General features: G+C 65.7%; 12 protein-coding genes and 1 riboswitch. Of the genes, 4 read left to right on the plus strand and 8 right to left on the minus strand.

What is annotated here, in order from left to right:
* Window positions 1-55: 55 nt before the first annotated feature.
* Together EWU68_RS07915 and EWU68_RS07920 are read right to left on the minus strand one after the other, a co-directional pair.
* On the minus strand, window positions 56-712 hold the full coding sequence (locus EWU68_RS07915; RefSeq protein WP_129315591.1) for a response regulator: 657 nt from the start codon (window positions 710-712) through the stop codon (window positions 56-58).
* Window positions 709-2,382 carry a sensor histidine kinase gene (locus EWU68_RS07920; RefSeq protein WP_129315592.1) on the minus strand — a complete coding sequence of 558 codons (1,674 nt, stop codon included), beginning with the start codon at window positions 2,380-2,382 and terminating at the stop codon, window positions 709-711. Before EWU68_RS07920 ends, EWU68_RS07915 begins: the two co-directional genes overlap by 4 nt.
* A 150-nt stretch (window positions 2,383-2,532) precedes the next feature.
* Here EWU68_RS07920 and EWU68_RS07925 point away from each other — a divergent pair, with 150 nt between their 5' ends.
* From EWU68_RS07925 to EWU68_RS07935, 3 genes are all read left to right on the plus strand, one after another.
* Window positions 2,533-4,035, plus strand: a complete 1,503-nt coding sequence (locus tag EWU68_RS07925; RefSeq protein ID WP_129315593.1) for a CitMHS family transporter — start codon at window positions 2,533-2,535, stop codon at window positions 4,033-4,035.
* A 33-nt stretch (window positions 4,036-4,068) separates the two neighbouring features.
* Entirely contained in the window at window positions 4,069-4,530 is a 462-nt protein-coding gene (locus tag EWU68_RS07930) for a universal stress protein (protein ID WP_129315594.1), read from the plus strand.
* Window positions 4,531-4,852: 322 nt separating this feature from the next.
* Complete coding sequence (locus EWU68_RS07935; RefSeq protein ID WP_129315595.1) at window positions 4,853-5,482, plus strand: hypothetical protein; 630 nt, start codon at window positions 4,853-4,855, stop codon at window positions 5,480-5,482.
* Between the two features lie 172 nt (window positions 5,483-5,654).
* Here EWU68_RS07935 and EWU68_RS07940 read toward each other — a convergent pair whose 3' ends face one another.
* The 5 genes from EWU68_RS07940 to EWU68_RS07960 form a co-directional block, all read right to left on the minus strand.
* Window positions 5,655-6,362, minus strand: coding sequence for a TenA family protein (locus EWU68_RS07940; RefSeq protein WP_129315596.1), 708 nt, complete (start codon window positions 6,360-6,362; stop codon window positions 5,655-5,657).
* 26 nt (window positions 6,363-6,388) lie between these two features.
* A complete protein-coding gene (gene thiD / locus EWU68_RS07945; protein WP_129315634.1) occupies window positions 6,389-7,321 on the minus strand; it encodes a bifunctional hydroxymethylpyrimidine kinase/phosphomethylpyrimidine kinase in 933 nt (310 codons plus the stop codon).
* Window positions 7,321-8,007, minus strand: coding sequence for a thiamine phosphate synthase (gene thiE / locus EWU68_RS07950; protein WP_156265543.1), 687 nt, complete (start codon window positions 8,005-8,007; stop codon window positions 7,321-7,323). The genes thiD and thiE overlap by 1 nt, the downstream gene beginning before the upstream one ends.
* Window positions 8,004-8,870 carry a hydroxyethylthiazole kinase gene (gene thiM, locus EWU68_RS07955; protein ID WP_129315598.1) on the minus strand — a complete coding sequence of 289 codons (867 nt, stop codon included), beginning with the start codon at window positions 8,868-8,870 and terminating at the stop codon, window positions 8,004-8,006. Before thiM ends, thiE begins: the two co-directional genes overlap by 4 nt.
* A riboswitch (TPP riboswitch) is annotated at window positions 8,861-8,951 on the minus strand. (Overlaps the previous gene by 10 nt.)
* A gap of 856 nt (window positions 8,952-9,807) precedes the next feature.
* Window positions 9,808-10,278 (minus strand): DUF3995 domain-containing protein, encoded by a 471-nt coding sequence (locus EWU68_RS07960; protein ID WP_129315599.1) that lies wholly within the window; start codon window positions 10,276-10,278, stop codon window positions 9,808-9,810.
* A gap of 208 nt (window positions 10,279-10,486) precedes the next feature.
* Here EWU68_RS07960 and EWU68_RS07965 point away from each other — a divergent pair, with 208 nt between their 5' ends.
* Window positions 10,487-11,092: a lytic polysaccharide monooxygenase gene (locus EWU68_RS07965; RefSeq protein ID WP_129315600.1), complete on the plus strand. Its 606-nt coding sequence runs from the start codon at window positions 10,487-10,489 to the stop codon at window positions 11,090-11,092.
* A 77-nt stretch (window positions 11,093-11,169) separates the two neighbouring features.
* Here EWU68_RS07965 and EWU68_RS07970 read toward each other — a convergent pair whose 3' ends face one another.
* The gene (locus EWU68_RS07970; protein WP_129315601.1) at window positions 11,170-12,027 is read right to left on the minus strand and encodes a class I SAM-dependent methyltransferase; all 858 of its coding nucleotides are present in this window, start codon (window positions 12,025-12,027) and stop codon (window positions 11,170-11,172) included.
* Window positions 12,028-12,206: the final 179 nt, after the last annotated feature.

Below are 12,206 nucleotides of genomic sequence, written 5' to 3' on the forward strand. Positions count from 1 at the left end.
CCGCCGGCGCACCGTACGGAGTGACGACGCCGCCCCGGCCCCTCCTGCGCGGGCCCTACCTTTCCGCGCCGTACAGATGCTCGGGGCGGCCCGTCGACCCGTAGTGGAGGGTCACCGTGACGGAGCGCGATTCGGCGAGTTTGACCAGGTGTCGCTGCGCCGTCGCCCGGGAAATCCCCACGGCCTCCGCGACCTCGGCGGCCGACATGACCGCGCTGGCACCGCGCAGGGTCTCCAGAATCGTGCCCGACGTCGAAGAACCGGGAGAGTGTGTGGCCGGCGTCGTCCCGACCGAATCGGTCAGTGCGCGCAGTGCCCGGTCGAGGCCCGCCTGGTCGAGGCGTTCCCTGTCGAGCAGCCGGCGGTACCGTGCGTACCGACGGAGGAAGCCCTGGAGCACGGCGGCGTCGAAAGGCTTGAGTATGTAGGTCAGCGCCCCCGCCCGCAACGCCGAACGAACCACCGCGGCATCCGCGACCGCCGAAAGCACGGCGGCGTCCGTGTCCGCGGAACGCAGCAGGTCCACCCCGTTGCCGTCGGGCAGCACGTAGTCGACAAGAACCAAGTCGACTTCTCCGCCGTCCAAGGCTTCCCGAGCCGCATGGACGTCCCGGACGGGCTCGAGGGCTTCGAACCCCGCCACCTGGTCGACGTATTCACAGTGCAATTGACCGACGTACAGGTCGTCGTCGACCACCAGTACTTTCGTCACGATTCACCCTTCTCTTCCAGAACGTGGGGCAGTTCCACCCCGAAACTCGCCCCGCCCATCCGCGGGTCCTTGCCATCGATCAGCCAGACTCGACCCCCTTGGCGTCGGGCCACCCGGCGGCACAGGGCCAGGCCGATGCCCAACCCGTGCGCCTCGTCGCCGGAGCCATCACCCGAGGTGACGCCGTCGTCGAAGACGCGCTCGCGCTCGCTCTCCGAGGCCAGGCCGTCGCCGGTGTCGCTCACGACGGCGTGCAGGGCCTCGCCATCGCTCAGCACATGCATCTCGACCACCCGTGGCGTCGCCGAGCCGCGGACCGCAGCACGCACCGCGTTGTCAATCAGGTTGCCCAGGATGAGGGTCACGTCCTCGGGTTCGCGGACCCGCCCCAGGACCAGGGAGTCCTCCGAAATGCGCAGTTGGACGCCGCCCTCCGCGCTCGTGGTGCCCTTGGCTTCGGCGAGCGCCCTCAGATAGGGGTCGGAGATGGCGTCGATCCCCTCGACCGGGGCACCGATCGGGCCCGTCCTGAGAATCTCGCCCAGATAGCGTTCGGCCTCCTGATCGGCCCCGGTGGCCACGAGACCCATGACCGTGTGGAGCCGGTTCGCGAATTCGTGGCGCTGGGCGCGCAAGGCGTCGGCCATCGTGGTGACGGATTCGAGTTGGCGGGACATGGTCAGAATCTGGGTCTCGTCCCGGAGCGTCACGACCCCACCGACCGATATGCCCCCGCGCCGCACCCGCACGGCCGTGGCCAGGAGGATCCGGTCGCCCACGGAGACGCGGCGCCTGAGCTCAGGGGCCTCCGGGTCGGCGTCGTCGGTCAGGACCTCCTCGACCATCGTCCGGATCCGTTCGGGAATGTCGACGTCGTCCTTCGACCCCTGGTCCTGGCCCAGGAGGGTTCGGGCGGTGCTGTTGCTCAGGGTCAATCGTCCGTCCGGGGCGAATCCGAGAACGCCGTCGTCCAGGCCGCGCAGCACGGCCTCCTGGTGCTGGGCCATTTCGGCCAGCTCTTCGGGACCGATGCCCAGAGTCTGGCGCTTGAGTCTCCTGCCGAGGGCCACGGAGGCCACGACCCCGACCGCGAGAGCGGCGATCGCGAGGGCGCCGATCACCCAGATCCTCTGGCGCACCTCGGCCCCGACCACGGAGGTGCGGATCCCGACCGAGACCTCACCGACCACGGTGCCGTCCCCGGTCGACGAGTACACGGGGACCTTGGCCCGCACCGTTTCCCCGAGGGTGCCCTTCTGGTGGGTGGTCTCCTCGCGACCGGACAGCGCGGCATCGGGTGATGTGGACACCTTCTTGCCGAGTCGAGACCCGTCCGGGTGCGCGATCCGCAGTCCCCGGTCGTTCGTGACCACCACGAAATCGACGGAATTCCGGGAGGCGACCTCTTGCGCGAGGGCCTGAACGTCGCCGGAACGGGCGGCGTCGGGGTCGATCTCCTTCTCGGAACTCGCCCGAGTCGCGCCTTCCTCGATCACGGATTCGGAGGCGAGGGTCCGGGCGATCGACAGGGCCCGGGTCTCGGTCGCGTCCGTGACCGTTCGGGCGCCCAGCCACGCGAAGGTTGCCGCCGCGAGCGCCAGCACCACGATGATGACCAACAGCTGACTCGTCAGCACGCGGCGGGAGAAGGAGCTGGACGGTCGCGGCATGCGCCCAGCCTAGACCGCAATCACCGCTGAGCACAATGCGCAAAAGGCGCGCAATGAGCAGAACGCGATCAGTGAGCACAACCCTGCGCGCAGCCCCCAGGGTTCCCTAAGGTGTATTGCGCATCACAACACACTTCGAAGGAGAAGCCCGTGATCGTCCTTCTCGGATTCGTCATGATTCTGGTCTTCATGGCCTTGATCATGACCAAGAAACTTTCGCCGGTCCTGGCGCTCATCCTGATCCCGACCATTTTCGGCCTCTTTGCCGGCGCGGGCCTGGGCATCGGGGACATGGTCATGGACGCGATCGAGTCCATGTCATCGACGGCCGCACTGCTGCTGTTCGCGATCATTTACTTCGGGATCATGATCGACGTCGGCCTGTTCGACAAGCTCGTCGACCTCATTCTGCGCTTCTGCGGCAATGACCCGGTGCGAGTGGTCTTCGGTACGGCCCTGCTCTCGGGCGCGGTATCGCTGGACGGCGACGGCTCGACGACGTTCATCGTGGTCACCGCCGCAATGCTCCCGATCTACCAGCGACTGCACATGTCGCCCGTGGTCCTGACCTGCACGGCCGGCCTGATCAACGGAACCCTGAACATCGTTCCCTGGGGCGGCCCGACGGCCCGCGCGGCCTCCGCGCTGCACCTGGACGCGAACGCGATCTTCACCCCCATGGTCCCGTCCCTGGTCGTGGGCCTCATCGTTGCGCTGAGCTTCACCTACTTTCTGGGGCGGTCCGAACGGCGTCGTCTGCAGAAGAACGGCATCGCATGGGTCACCGGCTCCGGTGATGCCACCGAGAACGGGAACGATACGGCGACCAAGGGCTCCGGACGGGCCATGGCCAGCGTCGCTGCGCCGGCCGACGGCGGCTCCCACTCCGCCTCCGACGGCGACGACGGTTCCGCGGCGAACCCCTCGGGCGGGCCAGCCACTCAGGCTCTCGTGGTCAACCAGTTCGAGGACGAGCAACAAGGTTCTTCCGCACTGACCGATACGGCGTTGGACCCGAATCGCCCGACCCTGCGGCCGCACCTCTTCTGGTTCAACCTGGCCCTGACGGTTGCGATCATGGTCCTGCTGGTCGTGGACATCCTGCCCCTTCCGTACCTGTTCATGATCGGCACGGTCATCGCCCTTCTGGTCAATTTCCGGGGCGTGAAGGAACAGCAGGACGAACTGGCCTCCCATGCGACGTCGATCATCTCGGTCGTGGCGATGGTCATGGCCGCCGGCGTTCTGACCGGCGTCATGAGCGGGACCGGCATGGTCGACGAGATGGCCTCCTGGCTCGTGAACGTGATCCCCGATTCCATGGGCCCCTTCCTCGCCGTCATCACGGGCGTCCTCTCGATTCCCATGACGTTCTTCATGAGCAACGACGCCTTCTACTTCGGCATCCTCCCGGTGCTCTCGGAAACCGCGTCCCATTACGGGATTCCGGCCACGGACATGGCCCGGGCCTCCATCACCGGGCAGCCGGTGCACCTTCAGTCGCCGCTGGTTCCCGCCATCCTGTTGCTCGTCTCGCTCTCCGGAGTCGAGCTCGGCGACCACCACAAGAAGGTTCTGTGGCGAGCGCTCGTGGTCTCATTGGTCATGTTGGCCGTGGGCGTGCTGGTCGGCGTGGTCGCCATCGGCTCCTGACCTGCGGACAGCTCGCGAAAGGAAAAACAGCGCATGTCTGACTTCTATTCGAAACCCGCCCGGCTGATGCCGGAGCCCTCTCTGAGGGTTTCGGCGTCGGCGGGCATCGACCGGGCGGCGAGGACCGTCGTCCTCGGGCACCGTTCGGACGCGAGCCCTCGGGTTATGCGAGAGGCGATCGCGGCCGCCGAGAGGGAGAAGGCGGCCCTGCGGGTCGTCGTGTACGCTTCGGACAGCACCACCAGCCCGACCGCGAGCCGCATCGAGATGGTCAAGGAGGTCTCCCGCCAGATCATCGATGCGGGGATCGAATTCGAGATCCAGCGCGCCGGCGACGACGTCGCCAACCAGGTCCTGGAGCTCGCGGAAGAACACGATGCCCGGCTGATCGTTCTGGCGACGCGGCGTCGCTCCCCGGTCATGAAGCTGTTCCTCGGTTCGAGCGCCCAGCGGGTCATTCTCGAGGCGGATTGCCCGGTGCTTACCGTGAAATAGCGTAGGACCTGATCAACCGGCGTCACCCAAAGCGTTGGAATCCTTTTTGTGTTAATATTCTGCGCGTACCAACGAGTACGTTTCCGTACCGAACTGTGGGGCGTTCGGGCGGCCACCCCCTTCCGGACCCGTTGGTCCGTTGAGGCTCGCTCGTCTGCTCCGTCAGGACAGGTATTCGCACAGAATGAGCAGAAGAGGACCAATGCACACCACGTCGTCCCCCACTCGGCGCGCGGTGACCAAGGGTGCCGCCTGGAGCGTTCCCCTGGTTGCCGGAGCTTCCACCGTCCCCGCCTAAGCGGTCAGCAATTGCGAGAAGACCGTGGCCACCCACCAGGGTGGGCGCACCACGCAGACAGCCGCTTCCGGAAGCATGTCCAACGGCATCACCGTCACTTCCGCGGCCACGAAGGGCGCCACATCCAAGATGTTCCTGGCCACCTCCGGAGAAGCCGGAAACGGGGGCAACAGGGGACGGTACAACTTCAATGTCGTCAATCTCGCGCCTCCGGGTGCCACCGCCGGTCCGTACCTGGAGCTGAACCAGCGAACCCTCGTGAAGCACTACCGGCAGGCGTCCCAGACCGTGACCTTCACGTTCCCCCAGCCGGTCTACTGTGTGGAGTTCTGGGTGACCGACATCGATTACCAGAACGGATACTACGGCGACGTGGTCACGGTCCCAGGGGCCGTCGCTACCCCTTCGACCCCGGCGGACGTGACCTGTTCCGGCTCCACGTGTCAGAGCGCGCACTCGGGGGCCCCGGGCACCTTCGGCGTGGATCCGGGCGCAGCGCGCGGACTGGTGCACTACAAGCTGACCGGCCGCGGGTTGACCAGCTTCTCCTTGATCTACTCGAGCAATTCTTCCGGGAAGAGTTCGACGAACTATCAGCAGGTGTACGTCTCCCCGATTTCATACACGACACGAGCGGATTGCACCTGCGCGTGAGGCGCGTGTGAGGCGTACGCGGCACTGAACCCGTCACGGGCGGGTTCAGTGCCACGAGTCGGTCGCGGGAGGGGGCTGCGGGTCGGTAGCGGGCGTGCGGCACGCCGCGGGCCTGCAGGCCCGTCGCGGGCCGTTGCCGGGAGTCGCAGCCCGGTCTCGGTTCGTAGCGTCGCTACAGGCTCCACCGCTCCCGACGATAGGCCGCGTCCCAGAACATCTCCTCGTACCGGGAAGCATCGAGGAACACCTCGCGCATCCGTGACCGGACCGTCTCCGACGCCGATTCGGCGGCCTCATCGACCAGATCGATGGCCCTCTGCGTGGCCTCCGCGAAGGCCGGGTCGCCGTATTCCTCGATCCAGCGGCCGTACGGGTGGCCCTCCACGGCTTCCGCGCGAAGGGCCAGGCGCTGGCCGACGTCGGCGTAGATCCAGAAACAGGGCAGAACCGCCGCGGCACCGACGTCGTAGGGTTCGTACGCGCACGCCGCGAGCAGGGTGTACATGTACCCCCTGGTGGTCGGGGACGGCGCCTCCGGCCTGGGCAAGGCACTCAGACGACGGTCGCCCATGAGTTGGGTGTGAAGGGCTTTTTCGTCCGCGACGGCCGAGCTCGCGCTCCCCGCCCAGAATTCCGCGGCCTCCTGCGAAGGTGCTCGCGTCGCCAACATCGCGAGCGCCCGCGAGTAATTGCCCAGGTAGAAGGCGTCCTGCTGGATGTAATCGACGAAAATCTCTGGGGCGAGAGTTCCCGCGGCGAGCTCCTCGAGGAAGGCCAGACGGTTGACTCGGTCCAGGATCCCGGAAGCATCGTTCCACAGGCGACTCGTGAATTCGCCGGTCCGCCACTGGCCGGCCTGTTCTTGGGTGATTGGGTTCATGGCGTGCTCACGCTCCGTGGGTGGTTCTACCTCAGTACTTGGGACAAGTGATTGACGGGACCGTGGCCCTGGTCCGGGTATCGCGAGAGGCGCCACTCGGCGCCGTCCTTGAGCGCCCTCGTGAGGAAGTTCTTGCCGTCCCTTGCTGCGGCTTCGAGGGCGTCGTCGTCAATGACCCGGGGTTCGGCGCTGTCCGAATCCCGCATCTCCTGCCTGGAATCCCGGGCCGCGAATCCTGCGATGGCGGACGAGAGGGTGCACCCCGTTCCGTGCGTGTTGCGCGTCCGGACTCGCGGCGAGCTCAACTCGACCAGAACGGGGTCCGCTTCCGGCTCATTTCCGGACGACGTCGCTCCAGGCGCCCATCCGGGGACCGTCGCAAGGATGTCCACGGCCTCGCCGGTGCGCATATGCCCGCCCTTGAGGAGAACGGCGCGGGGGCCGAGCGCGAGCAGCTCCTTGGCCTGTGTCCGCATCTCCTCGACGGATTGGGCGACCCTATCGGGACGACCCAGCAGCCGGGCGCCTTCCGGCAGATTGGGCGTGATGAGATCCGCGAGGGGAAGCAGATCACCGCGGAGCGCGGCGTCGGCATCCTCGCTCAACAGGGGGTCCCCACTGGTTGCCACCATCACCGGGTCAAGAACCACGGTGCCGAAGTGCTCGCGACGCTCGGAGATCAGCGCCGCGACCGTCCGCACCACGTCGGCGGTGCCGAGCATGCCGATCTTGGTTGCGTCCACCGGCAGGTCATCGATCACGGACTCGATCTGGGTGGCCACCACCTCGCTCGGGACCCCGTGGACATCACGGACTCCGCGCGTGTTCTGGCTCGGCAACGACGTCAGGCACGCGCACCCGTAGGCCCCGACGGCCGAAAAGGCCTTCAGATCGGCCTGGATTCCGGCGCCTCCGGAAGGGTCGGAGCCTGCGATGGTCATGGCGACGGGTGGCCGCATCACGAGTCACGTCCTCTCATCAGGGTCATGGTTGCAAGACGCCGCATCTCCGCCGCCGCGTGCCGAGGATCCTCCGCGCCCGCGATCGCCGAGACCACGCACAGGCCATCGACGGGGACTCCCGCGAGCCGGGTCGCCGTGGACGGATTGATGCCGCCGATGGCCACACTGGCCAAACCGACCGTTCGGGCGAAGGCCGCGCACGCGGTGACCCCATCGGGCCCCAGCGGCGGGCCGGCGTCGTTCTTGGTGGGCGTCGCCCAGACGGGCCCGATGCCCAGAACATCCGCATACCGTTCGGCCACCGCGGCCCGGGCTTCGTCCGGACTCGACACCGAGAGGCCGACCATCAGGTCCCGTCCGAGGACCCGGCGAGCCTCCTTCGCTGCGGCGTCCGACTGGCCGACGTGGACATTGAGGCCCAGGTCGGCCGCGATATTGAGCCTGTCGTTGACGAACAGATGCGCGGGCCGCCCCGAGTCCTGTTCGGCCCTCCCGACGGCCTTCGCGCATTCCTTCGCCAATACGGAGAATTCGGAATCCCCCAGTTCCTTGTCACGCACCTGAACCACACCGACGCCGCCCATCACGGCCTCGTACACCACATGCGGGACGCGTTCGACGCCCCCGCAGAGTGCGGTGTCGGTCACGAAGTACAGGGAGAAGTCTGTGGTCGGAGGAATCACGGGGCGTCCTCTACGATCTCGGCCGTGCGGGCGATGCCCTCGGGATACAGCTCGTACAGAGCATCGAGCCACCGCACACGGAACGTTCCCGGGCCTTCGGCGGTTCTGCCTGCCAGGGTTCCGGCGGCCCCCAGGTGCGCGTGAGCGGCCACGGCGGCGTCGTGATCCGACAGGCCGGCCGGACGCGAGGCGCCGAGGTAGGCTGCCACCGTTGCCCCGAGGGAACATCCCGTGCCAATGACCAATGGCATGAACGGGTGACCGCTGGTCACCCACGTGATTCGATCCGCGGAGACAATCGCGTCCCGCTCCCCGGAGATGGCGACGACGCCGCCCGTGCGCTCTGACAGTGCATGTCCGGCGTCGAGAGCGGATTCGACGTCGTCGGTCGATTCGACCCCGCGGCCTCCGTGCCCCAGCCCTGCGAGGGCCACGATCTCACTCGCATTTCCCCTGATCACGGACGGTCGGGCCTCGAGCAGGTTCCGGGAGAGTTCGGTGCGCACGGGGAGAGAGCCCACGGCGACAGGATCCAGGACCCAGGGCACGCCGTTGGTTCGGGCCGTTTCGACCGCGGCCTTGATGGCCGAGATCTGAGTATCCGAGACCGTTCCGACGTTCACCAGAAGTCCGTTGGCCACTCCGGCGAAAATGCCGGCTTCCTCCGGATGCTCGACCATGGCCGGAGAGGCGCCCACGGCGAGCAGAACGTTGGCGGTGATCTCCTTGACCACGGCATTGGTCAGGCAATGGACCAGAGGAGTGGTGTCCCGCACCGCTCGAGCCGGATCGATCACGACCCGATCGGCACCGTTGGACCCGGCATCGGTGATCGACGCTTCGATGTTCTGCGAACCAGCCATGGTGACCATCCCTTCGCTAGTACTGGCTAGATCAGGTTCAAAGGGTCGTATCTCAGCCTCAGGGCACCCCTCGTCACTGCGAACGCTCACGTGCGCTCCGATCCAACTGTAGTCCGCGGACCCGGGCCGCGGCATGGACAGAGCCAAAGTACCGAGAATCTGTGGACACCGACGCGAGAAGGCGGTTTTCCACAACGCATATCCACAGTGTGGAGAACTTACACGATTGTGACTTCACATCGCCCACGAACCCGACGGCGAACCGTCACCTCGGATCGTTTCGCAACCATTGATCCCGCAATGACGGGGATGTTGTGGACCAATCTGCCCCCGAGAGGACGCTGATCGACGTCGTCCGGTCATGAGGAGAGTCGACCGGCCTCCCCACACCCGACCTCACCCGTCCCCACCTGTGGAAAACTTTTCGCACAGGTGGTGGAGAATTGGGGACATTTGGAAGCCACCCTGTGGACAGTTGTGGATATTTGTGGACAACCCATTGTCGTCTCGGCTCGTTCGTGACGAGGCGATCGCCGTCGCGACCTGCACCCGACGTACGCCCCCTTGTCTCGACACCAACCCGCAAAGTTCGCGCTGACCAGCGGACCTTCTGACCGAGCGACACCCCATCAGCCCCGCCCCCTCGATCCCCATGGGCACACGGAAGGCGGGTCCGGACGACGTCGCCCGGCCAAGCTTTCTCCACAGACGTTGTCCCCAGGCGTGGACAACTTACATGCGCGTAGTTCGATTCCCCACCGGGCTCGTGTTTCGAATCGGCTTCGGCCCCATGAGCGCGTCGAAGCCTTCGACATTCCACAGCACTTAGGACACGTGTTCGACTTGTGCACATCGTTGTGCACACCTGTGGATAACTTTCTCCACCGCCTGTGGGGTTCGCCGTGCGTTCGGCACTCCCGACCCCACACCTCGTGGGTCACGGGGCTGGGTCCGCCCCGGAGCGACGGGTGAGCCAGAGCGCGCCAGCAAGCGCCAGACCCCAGAGCAGGAACAGGGGATCCCAGAGAATGGCGTGCCCCCATTGCGCCGGCCGATTCGACGTCGACGGGCCCATGACGATCCCGATCCAGCCGCCGACCGCACCCAGAGCGCCCCACCCGATCAGCGCGATGGCGCCGATCCAGGAGACGGCACGGACCCATCGATGCGGAGGACGGCGGAGGTGGTCGACCCAGGGGATCAAGGCGGCGGCCGCCTTGCCCAAACCGACAAGACCGAGCATCCAACGGAAGCCGGCATCGCCGTCCCGGTGCATGCGGACCGCAAAGTCCCCGACGGTTTCCAGGAGCAAGGACCCGCCGAGCGCCCAGTACAGGCTCGCCGCAGCATGACAGAGCCCCAGAACCATCGCCACGGCAAGCAGGCGCTGACCATCCAATCTCTTCATGTCTCGAGCCTATTGGCCCATTTCGGTTCGAACCAGGGGTCCATTCAGACAGCATGGTGCTTTCATCCAGCGAGGCCCCAGCAGCTGTCTCGCTTCTCATTCAAAACACGACAGCGAATTCCGAATTTCGCGTGTCCCTCAAAATTTTGGTTAGACTCGCTGACCGGCTCGCACAACATTTGACACCAATCACATTGAGGAACACGTTATGAGTAAGTCATTCACTTTCAGCGCCGCTACTGCCTTGGCGAGCGTGCTCGTTCTCGGCGGCGCCGCGGCAGCCAATGCCCACGGGTACATCGGCAATTCCAAATCGGATGTGACCGCTCGTGCGGCCATGAGTTCGAACACCGATTTGGGCGCGGTCCAGTACGAGCCGCAGTCCATTGAGGCACCGAAGGGGTTCAGCCTGGATCCCTCGACGGGTGGCCCGGAGGACGGACACCTGGCCTCCGGGGGCACGGATCTCGCCAAGAACCTGGACGAGCAGTCCTCCGACAGGTGGGACAAGAACGAGGTCCAGGCCGGCCAGGAACTCAACCTGGGTTGGGAGTACACGGCCAAGCACCCCACGGCCAAGTGGCACTACTACATCACCAAGAACGGCTGGGACCAGAACTCCCCGCTGACTCGCGATGAGCTGCAGCCGCTCTCCGAGGTCGAGGGCGATGGCTCGCTTCCCACTGACGGGACCGCGGACCAGATGAAATTGCCCGACGACCACAAGGGATATCACGTGATCTACGCCGTGTGGGATATCGAGGATACTTCCAACGCGTTTTACAACACCGTCGATGTGAATATCAACGACTGATATTTTCTGACATTCGGTCGCGTTGTTTCCTGTCCGGTGTCGACGAGGACTTCGGTCGTCGTCGGCACCGGCGGGGCTCACCCGGCGACGGCGGGCAGGTGAGCGCGCACAATTCTCGACCCCCTGGTCAATGCCACGAGACCCATAAAAATTCGGGCTTTGATCCCGATCCCGCGCGGCACCGGAGCGCCGCGGAAATAGTGACCCGATTCGAGGAGCTTCGCGCCGACGCCCCACCTTTCCACCTCGGCCTCAGGGTCATCGACCCAGTAGACCATTCTGGCCGAACTTCCCGCTTTCTCCAGTTGACGCTGCGAGTGCTTGAGTCCGTCCTTGCTGGAACAGTCGAAGCCGACGTCGACACCCCCGAACGCGGCCTGCAGACCGTCCATCAGACGGGCGACTCGATCGTGCGACAGGTAGTGCAGGACTCCACAGGCGATGACGAGAACCGGTTTGCCCGCCGTTTCCACACGCTCCATCCACGAGTTCTCTGACAAATCCGCGGCCACTGTGCACAATCTCGGGTCCTCCTGAAGATATTCCCCACGCAGGCGCGCGACGGACGGGAAATCGACCGCGTACCAGGATCGTGCTTTCTGTCCAGCCCGCCAGAACGTGGTGTCGAGACCTGCACCGAGTTCGAGAACCACCCCGTCGGGGTTCCGCTCCAGGAAGTCGCGGACCATGCGGTCGAACGCATGGGAACGGACGACATAGCAGAAGTCCCCGAACCTCTCCGCATTCGTGCTCGCACGCACCGTCACGCCGAGATCATGCAAGAGTCGGTCGCCCGCGGGATCCGGAAGAACCTCGGGGAAACGCTGCGCCGCTCGTGCCCGCCCCAACAACGGGACCAGCAGCGTCCCCTCGACGTTACTGTCGCTCAGTCCTTCGAGTTCCGGAAGAATACGGTCCGGCGTCGAACGATTCATGGGCTTCCCTCAGAGATGGTGCGCTTGGAGGCCCTGCCCGCCGCTCGGCACGCAGTCCGATGAGGGAATCAGAGGCTCTGTACGACGCAGTATAAAGGCACATGACACTCATGAGCATGTGTTGTCCACAGCTCAACCAGAAGCCGGACACATCGTTCCATGCACAGTTCGCATTCGTC

Source organism: Rothia koreensis (genome assembly GCF_004136575.1).
GTDB lineage: Bacteria > Actinomycetota > Actinomycetes > Actinomycetales > Micrococcaceae > Rothia > Rothia koreensis.

Excerpts from the sequence above, each read along its gene's own strand:
- EWU68_RS07960 (WP_129315599.1), bottom strand. The coding sequence starts at position 10,278 with ATGAAGAGATTGGATGGTCAGCGCCTGCTTGCCGTGGCGATGGTTCTG.
- EWU68_RS07930 (WP_129315594.1), top strand. The coding sequence starts at position 4,069 with ATGTCTGACTTCTATTCGAAACCCGCCCGGCTGATGCCGGAGCCCTCT.
- EWU68_RS07920 (WP_129315592.1), bottom strand. The coding sequence starts at position 2,382 with ATGCCGCGACCGTCCAGCTCCTTCTCCCGCCGCGTGCTGACGAGTCAG.
- thiD (WP_129315634.1), bottom strand. The coding sequence starts at position 7,321 with ATGCGGCCACCCGTCGCCATGACCATCGCAGGCTCCGACCCTTCCGGA.
- thiM (WP_129315598.1), bottom strand. The coding sequence starts at position 8,870 with ATGGCTGGTTCGCAGAACATCGAAGCGTCGATCACCGATGCCGGGTCC.
- EWU68_RS07965 (WP_129315600.1), top strand. The coding sequence starts at position 10,487 with ATGAGTAAGTCATTCACTTTCAGCGCCGCTACTGCCTTGGCGAGCGTG.
- EWU68_RS07940 (WP_129315596.1), bottom strand. The coding sequence starts at position 6,362 with ATGAACCCAATCACCCAAGAACAGGCCGGCCAGTGGCGGACCGGCGAA.
- EWU68_RS07970 (WP_129315601.1), bottom strand. The coding sequence starts at position 12,027 with ATGAATCGTTCGACGCCGGACCGTATTCTTCCGGAACTCGAAGGACTG.